Source organism: Sulfitobacter sediminivivens (assembly GCF_042611115.2).
Classification (GTDB): domain Bacteria; phylum Pseudomonadota; class Alphaproteobacteria; order Rhodobacterales; family Rhodobacteraceae; genus Sulfitobacter; species Sulfitobacter sediminivivens.
Map to the genome: position 1 here is coordinate 211,224 of NZ_JBHGAR020000002.1, position 12,654 is coordinate 223,877.

The 12,654-nt window shown below is 53.3% G+C and carries 13 protein-coding genes; 9 read left to right on the top strand and 4 right to left on the bottom strand.

Annotated features, from left to right (window positions below; genetic code table 11):
• Window positions 1–43: 43 nt before the first annotated feature.
• Window positions 44–397 carry an MmcQ/YjbR family DNA-binding protein gene (locus ACEWL3_RS03375; RefSeq protein ID WP_114877255.1) on the bottom strand — a complete coding sequence of 118 codons (354 nt, stop codon included), beginning with the start codon at window positions 395–397 and terminating at the stop codon, window positions 44–46.
• Between the two features lie 54 nt (window positions 398–451).
• Between ACEWL3_RS03375 and ACEWL3_RS03380 the strand changes: the two genes are divergently transcribed.
• The 3 genes from ACEWL3_RS03380 to groL all read left to right on the top strand — a co-directional run bounded on the left by ACEWL3_RS03380 (window position 452) and on the right by groL (window position 3,464).
• Window positions 452–1,132 carry a DUF2161 domain-containing phosphodiesterase gene (locus ACEWL3_RS03380; RefSeq protein WP_386177610.1) on the top strand — a complete coding sequence of 227 codons (681 nt, stop codon included), beginning with the start codon at window positions 452–454 and terminating at the stop codon, window positions 1,130–1,132.
• A gap of 325 nt (window positions 1,133–1,457) precedes the next feature.
• Complete coding sequence (locus ACEWL3_RS03385; RefSeq protein WP_114877259.1) at window positions 1,458–1,745, top strand: co-chaperone GroES; 288 nt, start codon at window positions 1,458–1,460, stop codon at window positions 1,743–1,745.
• 72 nt (window positions 1,746–1,817) lie between these two features.
• Window positions 1,818–3,464, top strand: a complete 1,647-nt coding sequence (gene groL / locus ACEWL3_RS03390) for a chaperonin GroEL (protein ID WP_386177611.1) — start codon at window positions 1,818–1,820, stop codon at window positions 3,462–3,464.
• A gap of 195 nt (window positions 3,465–3,659) precedes the next feature.
• Here groL and ACEWL3_RS03395 read toward each other — a convergent pair whose 3' ends face one another.
• Together ACEWL3_RS03395 and ACEWL3_RS03400 are read right to left on the bottom strand one after the other, a co-directional pair.
• Entirely contained in the window at window positions 3,660–4,094 is a 435-nt protein-coding gene (locus tag ACEWL3_RS03395) for a response regulator (protein ID WP_386177612.1), read from the bottom strand.
• A 23-nt stretch (window positions 4,095–4,117) separates the two neighbouring features.
• On the bottom strand, window positions 4,118–6,097 hold the full coding sequence (locus ACEWL3_RS03400; protein WP_386177613.1) for a sensor histidine kinase: 1,980 nt from the start codon (window positions 6,095–6,097) through the stop codon (window positions 4,118–4,120).
• A 224-nt stretch (window positions 6,098–6,321) separates the two neighbouring features.
• Here ACEWL3_RS03400 and ACEWL3_RS03405 point away from each other — a divergent pair, with 224 nt between their 5' ends.
• The 4 genes from ACEWL3_RS03405 to ACEWL3_RS03420 all read left to right on the top strand — a co-directional run bounded on the left by ACEWL3_RS03405 (window position 6,322) and on the right by ACEWL3_RS03420 (window position 10,236).
• Window positions 6,322–7,665, top strand: coding sequence for an extracellular solute-binding protein (locus ACEWL3_RS03405; RefSeq protein WP_386177614.1), 1,344 nt, complete (start codon window positions 6,322–6,324; stop codon window positions 7,663–7,665).
• A gap of 111 nt (window positions 7,666–7,776) precedes the next feature.
• On the top strand, window positions 7,777–8,526 hold the full coding sequence (locus ACEWL3_RS03410) for a sensor histidine kinase (protein WP_386177615.1): 750 nt from the start codon (window positions 7,777–7,779) through the stop codon (window positions 8,524–8,526).
• Between the two features lie 126 nt (window positions 8,527–8,652).
• Entirely contained in the window at window positions 8,653–9,318 is a 666-nt protein-coding gene (locus ACEWL3_RS03415) for a response regulator (RefSeq protein WP_386177616.1), read from the top strand.
• Between the two features lie 69 nt (window positions 9,319–9,387).
• Window positions 9,388–10,236 (top strand): DMT family transporter, encoded by an 849-nt coding sequence (locus tag ACEWL3_RS03420; RefSeq protein WP_386177617.1) that lies wholly within the window; start codon window positions 9,388–9,390, stop codon window positions 10,234–10,236.
• Here the strand turns inward: ACEWL3_RS03420 and ACEWL3_RS03425 are convergent.
• Entirely contained in the window at window positions 10,202–10,657 is a 456-nt protein-coding gene (locus ACEWL3_RS03425) for an NUDIX domain-containing protein (protein WP_386177618.1), read from the bottom strand. The genes ACEWL3_RS03420 and ACEWL3_RS03425 overlap by 35 nt on opposite strands.
• A 70-nt stretch (window positions 10,658–10,727) precedes the next feature.
• Here ACEWL3_RS03425 and ACEWL3_RS03430 point away from each other — a divergent pair, with 70 nt between their 5' ends.
• Both ACEWL3_RS03430 and ACEWL3_RS03435 read left to right on the top strand, forming a co-directional pair.
• Complete coding sequence (locus ACEWL3_RS03430; protein WP_386177619.1) at window positions 10,728–11,516, top strand: alpha/beta fold hydrolase; 789 nt, start codon at window positions 10,728–10,730, stop codon at window positions 11,514–11,516.
• Window positions 11,503–12,645, top strand: coding sequence for an alpha-D-ribose 1-methylphosphonate 5-triphosphate diphosphatase (locus ACEWL3_RS03435; protein WP_386177620.1), 1,143 nt, complete (start codon window positions 11,503–11,505; stop codon window positions 12,643–12,645). Before ACEWL3_RS03430 ends, ACEWL3_RS03435 begins: the two co-directional genes overlap by 14 nt.
• Window positions 12,646–12,654 lie beyond the last annotated feature (9 nt).

Sequence of the window (12,654 nt, forward strand, 5' to 3'; positions counted from 1 at the left end):
AGGTTGGGATCGCTTGTCACCCAATCGTTGCTGCAATGCGGCATCAAAGCCCAAGCTCGGCGCGCTTTTTCTTAGGAAGCGCATCAACGATCATGTCATATGAGGCGCGGATGTGGTCGCGCAGGCTGCTCTCTGACAGGCCCGGTTTGTCATACTGTTGTATCCATTTCATGCCACGTGACGCCAAATAAGGGGCTGGGCGCAAGCCGGGGCTGTCCGACAGGACCTCAAATGCCAATTCTGTCACTTTAAAGGTGAACGCATCGCGCCCCTCGGCCCAACCACCAACGGCAAACAACTTGCCGCCAATTTTCCACACATCTGAATTGCCCCACTGCACCACATGGGTGGTATGGGGCAGGCTGGCACAAAACAGATTGAATTCATCACGGGTCATTGCGGCAGCTTAGGGGGTTCTCATAGGCTTGGAAATACTGGTAGCTTCCCACCCATGAGCAGCGCACGCGAAACCGATCTCTATCCCCCGGTCAAAACATTCCTGGAGGATCAGGGATATGTCGTAAAATCGGAGGTGGGTGCAGCAGATGTAATGGCCGTCCGGGGCGCAGAACCGCCTTTGGTTGTTGAATTGAAGCTGGGATTTTCACTGGCTCTTTTTCATCAATGCATTGCGCGCCTCAAAGTGTCGGATGACGTGTATCTTGCTGTCGCGCGCCAGCCGGGCAAGCGGTTTGCGAAGGCTGTCAAAGACAATACATCATTGGCCCGGCGGTTAGGTTTGGGTCTGATCACCGTGCGGCTGTCCGATGGGCTGGTCGAGGTGCATTGCGACCCCGGACCTTTTGCGCCGCGCAAATCGCCCAAACGTCAGGCGCAATTGTTGCGCGAATTCGCCCGACGCCAAGGGGACCCCAACGATGGCGGCCAGACCCGGGCAGGGCTGGTGACGGCGTACCGACAGGATGCATTGAAATGCGCGCTCTATTTGTTCGAAATCGGGGCGAGTAAGGGGGCCGACGTTGCAAAGGCTGCGGGAGTGCAGCCGGCCACAAGAATCATGCGCGATAATCACTATGGATGGTTTGAAAAAGTCGAAAAAGGGGTCTACGGGCTGACCCAAATTGGGGCAGAGGCGGTGGCAACGTCACCACGCATTCTTGGCACGAGGTGACGAGACATGCAGCGAATGTCGGCCGTTACCGGTAGAGATTTCTGCGGTCAGGCAGCCGACCAAATAGGGTGACGCTCTGAATCTATGCGCTATTTGTAAGCCGCAAAGTTGCCATTGCTGACAACCACAGGCAGTCCATCAAACCGAACTCAAATCTTTCTAAAAAAATGTCTCCAATTTTTCTCAAAGGATCAGTTGACAGCACCATTTCTGATCCCTACCTATGCGTCGTTAGCACTCGCATATGCTGAGTGATAACGCCTGGCCATTCCATACGGGCATGGCAGGTTTGGAAGGAAACTTTGAGCCTTAAGGAGCTGCAAAGATGGCATTAAAACCGCTTCATGACCGCGTGCTGGTACGCCGCACGGAGAGCGAAGAAAAAACCTCTGGTGGGTTGATCATTCCTGAGTCCGCCAAGGAAAAGCCCTCTGAGGGCGAAGTTGTCGCCACAGGCGAAGGCGCACGCAAAGACAGCGGCGAGCTGATCGAGATGGCTGTTAAAGCTGGTGACAAAATTCTGTTCGGCAAATGGTCCGGCACGGAAGTCACGCTCGAAGGTGAAGAGCTGCTGATGATGAAAGAAAGCGACATCATGGGGATCATCTCCTGAACATAGGAGATGGCGGGTTTCTAACCTGCCCACGAACGCTGACATCAATTACAAGTTTTATGGAGAGAAAATATGGCTGCTAAGGACGTCAAATTTGACACCGATGCCCGCAATAAAATGCTTAAGGGTGTAAACATCCTTGCAAATGCGGTGAAAGTCACGCTCGGCCCCAAAGGCCGCAACGTGGTTCTGGACAAATCTTTCGGCGCACCGCGCATCACCAAAGACGGTGTGTCTGTGGCGAAAGAAATCGAACTGGAAGACAAGTTCGAAAACATGGGCGCGCAGATGGTCAAGGAAGTTGCTTCCCGGACCAATGACGAAGCCGGTGATGGTACAACAACCGCAACAGTTCTGGCGCAGGCCATTGTTCAGGAAGGCCTGAAATCTGTTGCCGCGGGCATGAACCCAATGGACCTCAAGCGCGGCATCGATTTGGCAACGCTCAAAGTTGTTGAATCCATCAAAGCGGCCGCGCGTGACGTATCTGACAGCGATGAAATTGCGCAGGTTGGTACGATCTCTGCCAACGGCGAAAGCGAAATCGGCCGCCAGATCGCAGACGCGATGCAGAAAGTCGGCAACGAGGGTGTTATCACCGTTGAAGAGAACAAAGGTCTGGAAACAGAAACAGACGTGGTTGAAGGTATGCAGTTCGACCGCGGCTATCTGTCACCATACTTTGTCACCAATGCTGACAAGATGACCGTTGATCTCGAAGACGCGGTTATCCTGCTGCACGAGAAGAAGCTTTCTTCTTTGCAGCCAATGGTGCCGTTGCTTGAGCAGGTTATTCAGTCACAAAAGCCTTTGCTGATCATCGCTGAAGATGTTGAAGGCGAAGCGCTGGCAACACTCGTGGTTAACAAGCTGCGTGGTGGTTTGAAGATTGCAGCCGTCAAGGCCCCCGGTTTCGGTGATCGCCGCAAAGCGATGTTGCAAGACCTTGCGATCCTCACAGGTGGTCAGGTGATTTCCGAGGACCTCGGCATGAAGCTTGAATCTGTGACGATGGACATGCTTGGTTCTGCCAAGAAGGTGTCAATCAGCAAGGATGAAACCACAATCGTTGATGGTGCCGGTGAGAAAGCCGAGATCCAGGCACGTGTGGCGCAGATCCGGACACAGATCGAAGAAACCACATCTGACTACGACCGTGAAAAACTGCAGGAACGTGTTGCCAAACTGGCAGGCGGTGTTGCTGTTATCCGCGTTGGTGGCATGACTGAAACCGAAGTGAAAGAGCGTAAGGATCGCGTCGATGACGCACTGAACGCAACCCGCGCTGCGGTTCAGGAAGGCATCGTTGTTGGCGGTGGTGTTGCTTTGGTTCAGGCCGGTAAGCACCTTGAGGGCCTGAAAGGCGAAAACAACGACCAGAACGTTGGTATTTCAATCGTGCGTAAGGCACTTGAAGCGCCACTGCGTCAGATCGCTGAAAACGCCGGTGTTGATGGTTCCGTTGTTGCAGGCAAGATCCGTGAAAGCAACGACCCGAAGTATGGCTTTAACGCGCAGACCGAAGAATATGGCGACATGTTCAAGTTTGGCGTCATTGACCCAGCAAAGGTAGTGCGCACAGCGTTGCAAGACGCGGCATCTATCGCTGGATTGCTGATCACCACTGAAGCTATGGTTGCGGATCGTCCATCGAAAGATGGCGGCGGCGCTGGCATGGGCGGCATGCCTGACATGGGCGGCATGGGCGGCATGATGTAAATGGCGGGTTCTGCATCGCAGGACATCCTGTTTCCTATCATTCTTTCCGTCGGGACGTTATGAGATAGGAATATCAGCCAACTTGCTTAGATAAGAGAGGCGCGCCGACAAACGGCGCGCCTCTTTTCATTTGATCGGATGAGTGCCTGCCAAAGTGCAGTCGTCAGGCCTTAGTGTTGCCGCAGTACGATGCGTCTAAACCGGCAGCTCGACGATCCTCCCATAGGTTTCCAGCATATCCAACGCGATTGCAAAAGTTTCGGATGGATTCTCTTTTACAATATATCCAGCGATGTTTCGGTTATAGGCAGAGCGTACGTCATCCGGGGTGTCGGATGTGGTGAAGACAAATACCACCACTTTTGCAAGCGCAGGATCAGCGCGGATGGCATCCAGAAATTCCAGCCCGCCCATGCGTGGCATGTTGAGGTCGAGCATGACAATATAGGGCGGCAGCCCGGCCGATTGCATTGCGCTATTTTGGAGAAAATCAAGCGCATCCTGACCATCAACACAAATCTCAGTGTCGTTGACGATCTTCAGTTTCCGCATGGCGCGTTGCATTGCCATAACGCTTACTTTGTCGTCATCAACGATCAGAAATTTCGCCGCTCGGGTACGTTTTTGCATCAGTCTTTCCTTTTGTTAGCCGCTCAGGCGGCCGCAGCGCTGGTTTGGTTGACGGTCATTCTCTGGGTCTGAAACAATGGCAGCGTGATGTTGAATGAAGTCCCACGCCCGACAGTGGGGTCCGAAATCATCTCAATCTGGCCTTTCCTGCGAGAGACCAGTTTTTTGACGATGGCGAGCCCCAGACCACTGCCTTCTACGTCGTCGCGAGATCGCAGTGTTTGAAACAGCTCGAATACCCGCCCTTGATAGCACGCCTCAATCCCTGGCCCATCGTCCGCGACAATCAGGACCAGCGCGTTATTCTTGATTTCAGCCGACACAGTAATTTTGCCTTCAGGGCGGTCATGATGTTTGACCGCATTGTTCAAGAGGTTGCCAATGATCTGCTGCAGCGGCGTAAACTGGACCAAAATATCGCCATCGAAACCCTGATACTGGATGTGATAGCGGTCGTCCGGATCAGCAAAAAGCGCCAACTCTTTTACAAGTTCGGTTAAGTTGACTGCCTCGGCATCAGGTTCATTTTGACCGACACGTGCATAGGACAGCAGATCGTAGAGCAGTTTTTTCAATCGCTCCACCCTTTGTTGCAACAGGGCCAGGTACTCATGGCTTTGTTCACTCAGAACGCTGTCCTCATCCTCAATAGCCCATATGGCAAGATCATGAATAGCGTGCAGGGGGGATCGCAGGTCGTGGGCGGCAATATAGGCAAATTTTTCCAACTCAATGTTCGACCGCTGAAGGTCTTCGGCGTTGTTTCTGAAAATCACAAGCGCGCGGGCCATGTCGCCCAATTCATCTGGTCCAGATACTGAAATTGAGTGATCAAGGTCACCTTTGGCAATGGCTGACACTGAATTGTTCAACATCTGGATTCTTTGGTTGAACTGCCGATTTATGACAATCTCGTTGGTCAACGCGACTGTTATGAGAACGCCCAGAAACGCGCCAGCGACAACCCAGGCAAGTCGGTAAACAGCCAAATTCAATTGCTTTGATGTGCTGTCAACCATCAGTAGCGTTCGCGCGACCAGATCGCTGGACATATTCGAAATTTCGGGGATCAAGCGCAGATGTGTCGCACGATTTGCCTCGAATTCCTCCAGAAACTTCCGTTGCGACTGAAGTCTGGCAAATATTCCTGCATCTCTGGAGACGATGTCACGCAACTTTGATATTTGGCTTGCGAGATCACGCCGCGCAGCGCCTGGCGGTAAATATGACAGCCGATTGATGATATCACTCAGCTTCGCATCTATCTGCAGTGGAACTCTGTCGGACTTCGCCGATCCATTTGCCTCAACCTGGCTTCTGGTCAACGAAATAACGTCGTCAAGACCAAAACTGATCGCGTTTACATTCAACGATGCGACAAAGAGTGGGTCTATCCGATCATAGCGCGCCCTGACGTCAAATTCATTCCCAGATTGTGCTGTGCGGATCAGATCATCCATCTGGTTTGTGAAGTCGAAAGCGAAATCGTCAAGGATACGGTGGCTACTGATCTGGAGGATCATAAGCCGCCGAAGAGTTTCCTGAATTTGGTCCTGGAGTGCAAAGAGCTCAGACTTTTGCTCAAGAACATGCAAAGACGATGTTTCTGCAACGTTCAGCTGCCCTGCAAGATCAGTTGCCACCTGTCCTGAAATGTCGAAATTATTCAACGCATTGAGGTTTTGACGAACGAATTCGGTCTTTCTTCGAATTTCAGACTGCGCATTGGACAGATCGGAAGCAGATTGGTATGAATTGATGTTCTCTAGCACCAAAAACATTGCGCTCAGACTTCTTTCTGTGCTTTGCGCAACAGTTAGCATCGGCAGGGCAGATGTGCTCAACTCATTGTGTGCATTGAGAATGGTCTTGGCGTGAAGCATGGCGGTGATGCCAGCAACAGCTGTTACCAACCCAATCGAGATAAACACAATCCGCAGCCGGATTGCAATTCTATGGGTCTGGTCAAACAGACCTGTCTTTTGTGGATGCAGCTTTGTCATGGGATTTGCTTAAGGCGTGCCGATTAAGGTCATCTTAAAAAATCGACTTTAGATACGGAGCAACCCAAAGGATGTGATTTATGCCGCTAAGTGTTCCGTGTGTCCCCCTCTTAACCCGCCGTTCCGCTATTGCTGGGGCAATAGGCAGCGTTGCGACGCTTGTATTTGGCGTGTCCCCGAACACTGCAAAAAGCGGGACAATTGGTGAATCTCTTGACCAAAAGGTGGTTCGAACGGTACGGGCGAAATATCCAAATTTCTCGAGATCACTGGCCGTCCTCATCCCAAATGGCTCTCGCGCAAATCTAACACCGCTGGTCGCTGCGTTTGAAGCGGCTACAGCGGTGAAAATCGAGCTGTTTGAAGTCGATACCGATGGCATCAACGCAGAGTTAATGCTCGACACTATGGTAGATGGCCGCAGATATGACGTCGCTTTACCAGCCACTTTCGGACTGTCAGACTTGATTTTGGCGCAAGCGGTTCAGCCACTCGATGCATTCCTGCAAAGGCATGAGCCAGGCGACTTTCGGCAAGACATTCTGTTTGATATCGGAGATCAATCAGAAGGGTCCACGTTTGGTTTCCAGACCGACGGTGACGCCTATTTAATGTTCTATAACAATGGAATGTTGGACAATGCGGATTTCCAAAAGGCCTATCAGGATCAATTTGGCATAGACTTGTCCTTGCCCCTGACCTGGACCGAACTTGATCGACAAATGGCGTTCTTTCACGACCCAGATCGGGGAAGATATGGCGGGGCGTTGTTTCGGACGCCCCAGTATTTGGTTTGGGAGTGGTGGCTGAGGCTCCATGGCAAAGGGGTCTGGCCCCTGTCGCCGGAAATGACCCCGCAGATCGCAGGTGATGCAGGGGTCTCGGCGCTCGAAGAGATGATCACAGCGACCAAATACCTGGTTCCCGGATCGGATGCCCGGGGTATTTTCGAGAACTGGGAAAGATACGGGCGCGGCGATATCTATGCAAACATCGGCTGGGGAGGCACACAAAAATACCTCAATGGCCCAAAGTCAAACGTGCGTGGCCAGCTGTCGTTTGGCCCGACACCTGGTGGTCAATTTGGTGACAAAATAGTGCCGATGCCCTACTTCAATTGGGGTTGGAACTATGTTGTCAGCACTGCATCTGCGGACCCGGAGTTGGCGTATCTGTTCTGCCTTTTTGCGTCCAGCCCGACCATGTCAACACGCGCTGTCCGGCAAGTGGATGGGTTTTTTGATCCATTCCGACCCGAGCACTATGCCGACGCTGGGATTATTGAAGCCTACTCAAAACCGTTCCTGAATGTGCACCGCGCATCGCTGGAAGGGGCGGTTCCTGATTTTTATCTAAAGCGCCAATCCGAGTACTTCAGCGTATTGGCCGCAGGATTGGATGAGGCGCTACAAGGAGAGGTCACTCCGCAGACTGCCCTTACCCGGGTGGCACAAAACTGGGAATTGATCACCAGCCACACGGGCCGCGCAGGTCAAATCTCTCAATGGCAGCGACTGCGTGCGCAATATCCGGCGGCAGTGCGCGGTGTTCTGCATGACTTGGATTAACATGTAAATTTTCAGAACTGATCATCAACGCTAGCGATCAATTTTTCTGCATTAAGGGAAATGCAAGATTGGCCCACTAGCCAGAGTATACCCAAGAGCGAAGGCAATCGGATGCAAACGAATTCCCCATCAGCCCTGTCTGAAACACAACAAGATGCGCGGTCACAAGTCGGTCCATCCCAGGATATCGAGGATTTTATCTATCTGATCAGCCACGATGTGCGCAGCTCTGTGAGGGCGTTGCTTGAGTTGCCGCAGTGGATTGCCGAAGACCTTGAAGAGGCTGGATTCAAGGTTGATGGTCAGGTGGCGTCCTCCATCGAACTGATGAACCGCCATACCGGTCGGCTGGACCGTATGCTTGTGGACTTGTTGACATTCTCGCGCATCGGTCGGATGCAATCTGTCTCTTCTGTTGATTTGGATGCGGCTCTTGACGAGGTCATGGAAGAAATCAAACTTCCGTCGGGGTTTACGCTAATTCGTGCGCTGGAATGTGAACATATCCTCATTGGTGATCGTGACATTCTGACTTTGTTCAATGCACTGATAACAAATGCGATCAAACACCATGACAAGTCGACGGGTCGGATTGTTGTCGCATCGCGGCGCGCAGGTCCTGAGATGATTATTTCGGTTTGTGATGACGGTCCGGGCATCCCTGAGGAATTTCATGACCGGATATTGGGTCCAATGACGACCCTGCGCCCCCGCGATGAGGTCGAAGGCAGCGGTATGGGATTGGCGAATGTGAGCAAGATTGCATCGCTCTATGGGGGCACAGTGGCAGTGCTTTCGTCGTCGTACGAATGCGGCGTTTGCATCGAAATCAAGCTGCCGGGTGACATTTCCGTCGATTGAGCCCGAGCGGCGACTTTTAAGAAAATAGTCAGCAAATCAAGCACGTTGTGTGGATTCCGTTAATTATTTCTCATGTTACATGATGCACCCTGAAGCATAGATATTTGATTTGGATGAGTGGGAAAAATGTTTCAGGAAATGCCGTCAAATGAAATGGGGCCGATTGTGATGCCTCCGCATAAACCTATCCGCGCATTGCTATTGGACGATAGCAATTTCGACCGTGAACGGATCAGGCGGATGAGCAGCAAGACGGAATTGGGCGTCCATCTGGACGAGGTGGGCAGCATTGAGGAACTCGATACAGCCGTACGGCAGGCCAGCTATGACCTGATCATGATTGATTATCGTCTGCCGGTTGGCGATGGCATGAAAGCGTTGTCTCACATCCTGGATGATCCATTGAACCGTGATGCGGGCAAGATCATGATCACCGGTGACGCGGCGGTCGATACAGCTGTGCAGGCCATGCGCGGGGGCTGCCATGATTTTCTGACCAAAGAAAGCATGAATGCCGACATTTTGCGCGAGGCAATGCTCAACGCGATGACTGTTGCGCGGCAGAGAATACAGATGCAAATGCAAACCGAGCATCAACGCGACATCATAAGACAGGGTCTGATTGCGGCGCTGAACGATATTGAAATTCAAGGAAATGTGGTGTCCATGATCCGCGAAAAATTGGCGCAGACACCTAGTAATCAGGCCAGACCAATGTCAGGGCTGGATGCCAGTGAGATCGACGCTTTGTTGGCTGGCTTCGCCGATGAGGACGAATTCGTATTTCATTGACCATTGTCAGGCATAATGAAAGCTGAATTGCCTCTTGGCGGGTGATTGTACAACAGCTAAGCCATAACCATGCAACTCGCTATTCTGACCTTTTTGACGATGGTAGCCTTTGCCGCTAATTCCATCCTGACACGGGCGGCGATTGATGGATCCCATATTGACCCATCCGGATTTGCCATTGTCAGGGTTCTCTCAGGTGCCGTTGTACTTGGGATGATAATTAGCGTCAGAGGCGGAGGCCTCCCATTGTTGCGACGCAATCGTCTTCCCGGCGCTGCAAGCCTCACGGTATACATGATTGCGTTTTCTTTGGCGTATTTGACACTTGACGCCGGACTGGGCGCGCTGATCTTGTTTGGCGTGGTTCAGATTACAATGTTCGTGCACGGTGCTTTGTGGGGTGCTACGCCCACCCGACGTCAAATCACCGGGGCGTCGGTCGCGTTTGTCGGGCTGTTGATCGCATTATGGCCAGGGCCCGGTGGGACGACAGATACAGTTGGCGCAACACTGATGGTTTTTGCCGGCTTGGGTTGGGCGATTTATACGATCATTGGCCGTACTTCGTCTGATCCGCTGGCCGCGACATCTGCAAATTTCTTACTTTGCTTGCCGCTGATGCTGATCTTTCTCGCGGGAACGGGCCTGACTTTCAGTGCAATTGGCATAGCGCTGGGTGTTGTCTGCGGGGGGGTCACATCCGGCCTGGGCTATGCCTTGTGGTATTCTGTGCTGCCAAAACTGGATGGCGCGACGGCTGCTATTGTTCAACTCAGCGTCCCGATTATTGCCATTCTTGCAGGTGCCGTATTCTTGGGCGAGGGGATCGGTTTGTTGGTGATCCTGTCGGCGTGTCTTGTGGTTGGTGGCATTGGTTGGGCGGTTAGCGCACGATCTCTTCCAAAGGGTCATACATAACCGCACCCGCGTCGCCAAATGCCACGGCACGCAGGCTATCAGGTTTGTGGCGCATATTCCCGAGCTCCGCCGCCGTTACCCAACGCCACTCAGACACAATGGATTCTTTGTCTTTCCACTCGGGATCAACTTGCGCCGATCCATCGACCACGCAGTGAAAGTAGATGTCGACCTGATGAAAACCGCTGGCAGGGTCATGGAATTCGTTCACCAAACAAGGCGCGCCCACTGTGATGTGCAGTCCGGTTTCCTCAAAGACTTCGCGGCGCAGGTTGTCGGGCAGTGACGCGCCGGTTTCCACACCTCCGCCCGGCGCGCACATCAATGCACTTTGCCCATCCGGATAGGCATTTACCAACAACAACCGCCCCTGATGTTTCAGAATGGCACGCACGGCAACACGTGGAGATTTGAGGCGCATGGTCAGACTTTCGCTAGGTAATTGCGGACCAGCATTTCACAGCCCGCCAATTCAGTCTATCTGATGTGCTATGTATATCCGCATCATCCTCATTGCCGCGTCATTTTTGTGCTTGCCGCTTGCCGCGCAGTCACAAGAACGCTGCGTTGTCTTGCTGCATGGGTTGGCACGGACAGAAACGTCTTTTGCCCTCATGGAAGCCGCATTGGAAACCGAAAAGTTTCGCGTGGTGCGCCCCGGTTATCCATCCACCGAGGCACCGATAGAATCACTGGTGAAACAGACTTTGCCGGACGCGGTCGCAGAGTGTGGGACAGAAAAGGTTGATTTTGTGACCCATTCGATGGGGGGCATTTTGGTCCGGCAGTGGGTGGCGGACGCGGGTGGATCCCGCGTAGGGCGTGTTGTGATGTTGGCACCGCCAAACCAGGGCAGCGAGGTGGTTGATGAACTTGGTGACATCGGCGCATTCGACTGGATCAACGGCCCGGCTGGCGCGCAGATGGGAACGGGACCAGACTCGTTACCGCGCAAATTGCCGCCGGCGAACTTTTCATTGGGCGTGATTGCGGGGTCGCAATCGCTCAACCCATATTTTTCGAGCCTGTTGCCGGGTGCCGATGATGGCAAAGTTTCGGTGGAATCTACCAAATTGAAGGGCATGACAGATCATCTGGTGTTGCCGGTGACACATACCTTCATGATGAACAACCCGCGGGTTATCGCGCAAACGATGGCCTTTCTGAACACCGGGCATTTCGTTCGCAACATGACGTTTATTGATGGTGTTTTCGACTCTCTGGGGTGTCCCAACGGCGATTGTCTGCCAGGGATAGATGGTTCTGATGAGAAGCCTTGATCTCATAGATGCTGAGGTGCTGACGCCCGAAGGCCTGCGCCGCGACACCTTGTCTGTTGCGGACGGCCTGATTGTTGCCGGCCCTATTGGACATGCCGTGGACCTGCACGGTTTCATTGTACTGCCGGGTATTGTTGATCTTCATGGCGACGCATTTGAACGGCATCTGGCACCGCGCCGGGGCGCAATGAAGCAGATGAACGAAGGCCTGATCGCCACGGAGGCAGAATTGGCCGCGAACGGGATCACCACGGCAGTTTTGGCCCAATTTGTCAGTTGGGAAGGCGGGCTGCGCGGGCTTGAATTTGCCGATCAGGTATTCTGTGCGCTGCGTGACACTGCCCCAAGCCTGTTGACCGACATGCGCGCCCAGCTCAGGTTCGAAACCCATCTGCTTGACCTATACGCGACATTGCCCGAGCGGTTAAGGGCGTGGGATGTGTCTTATGTGGTATTTAATGATCACCTGCCACACGAGCGTCTTGCGGCGGGCAAAACACCAAAACGCATGGTGGGTCAGGCTTTGAAAGCAGGGCGCAACCCGCAAGCCCACCTGTCGTTGATGCAAGACCTCCATGCGGTCAGCGGCGATGTGCCCGCAGCACTTGAAAGTCTTTGCGCCGCTTTATCAGCCGCTGATGTGCGCATGGGCAGCCACGATGACCAGCTTGCCGAGACACGCGCGCTCTGGCGTTCGCGCGGGGTCAAGATCGCTGAATTTCCGGAAACCCAAACAGCGGCAGAGGCCGCGCATGACGCGGGTGATTTTGTTGTCATGGGTGCCCCGAATGTGGTGCGGGGCGGGTCACACAACGGCAATCTGTCCGCACTTGATCTGATTTCAATGGGCATGTGCGATGCGCTGGCGTCTGATTATCACTACCCCTCGCCGCGCCGCGCTGCGTTGATGTTGGCCGATGCCGGGGTCATGGACCTTGCGGCCTCCTGGCGGCTTATTTCGGCCGGGCCTGCAAAGGTTTTGGGACTGACGGATCGCGGCGAATTACGCAGCGGCCTGCGGGCAGACTTTGTGGTGCTTGATGCGAAAACCCGGCGGGTGGCGGCCACATTCGTGCAAGGGCGGCCATCTTACATGTCGGGTGCCATCGCTGATCGGTTTATGCGTTAGCGTACTTGT

What these genes read in the sequence shown, in the direction of transcription:
- ACEWL3_RS03415 (WP_386177616.1), top strand. Translation starts at nt 8,653, where the DNA reads ATGTTTCAGGAAATGCCGTCAAATGAAATGGGGCCGATTGTGATGCCT.
- ACEWL3_RS03400 (WP_386177613.1), bottom strand. Translation starts at nt 6,097, where the DNA reads ATGACAAAGCTGCATCCACAAAAGACAGGTCTGTTTGACCAGACCCAT.
- ACEWL3_RS03380 (WP_386177610.1), top strand. Translation starts at nt 452, where the DNA reads ATGAGCAGCGCACGCGAAACCGATCTCTATCCCCCGGTCAAAACATTC.
- ACEWL3_RS03375 (WP_114877255.1), bottom strand. Translation starts at nt 397, where the DNA reads ATGACCCGTGATGAATTCAATCTGTTTTGTGCCAGCCTGCCCCATACC.
- ACEWL3_RS03410 (WP_386177615.1), top strand. Translation starts at nt 7,777, where the DNA reads ATGCAAACGAATTCCCCATCAGCCCTGTCTGAAACACAACAAGATGCG.
- ACEWL3_RS03435 (WP_386177620.1), top strand. Translation starts at nt 11,503, where the DNA reads ATGAGAAGCCTTGATCTCATAGATGCTGAGGTGCTGACGCCCGAAGGC.
- groL (WP_386177611.1), top strand. Translation starts at nt 1,818, where the DNA reads ATGGCTGCTAAGGACGTCAAATTTGACACCGATGCCCGCAATAAAATG.
- ACEWL3_RS03425 (WP_386177618.1), bottom strand. Translation starts at nt 10,657, where the DNA reads ATGCGCCTCAAATCTCCACGTGTTGCCGTGCGTGCCATTCTGAAACAT.
- ACEWL3_RS03430 (WP_386177619.1), top strand. Translation starts at nt 10,728, where the DNA reads ATGTATATCCGCATCATCCTCATTGCCGCGTCATTTTTGTGCTTGCCG.
- ACEWL3_RS03420 (WP_386177617.1), top strand. Translation starts at nt 9,388, where the DNA reads ATGCAACTCGCTATTCTGACCTTTTTGACGATGGTAGCCTTTGCCGCT.
- ACEWL3_RS03385 (WP_114877259.1), top strand. Translation starts at nt 1,458, where the DNA reads ATGGCATTAAAACCGCTTCATGACCGCGTGCTGGTACGCCGCACGGAG.
- ACEWL3_RS03395 (WP_386177612.1), bottom strand. Translation starts at nt 4,094, where the DNA reads ATGCAAAAACGTACCCGAGCGGCGAAATTTCTGATCGTTGATGACGAC.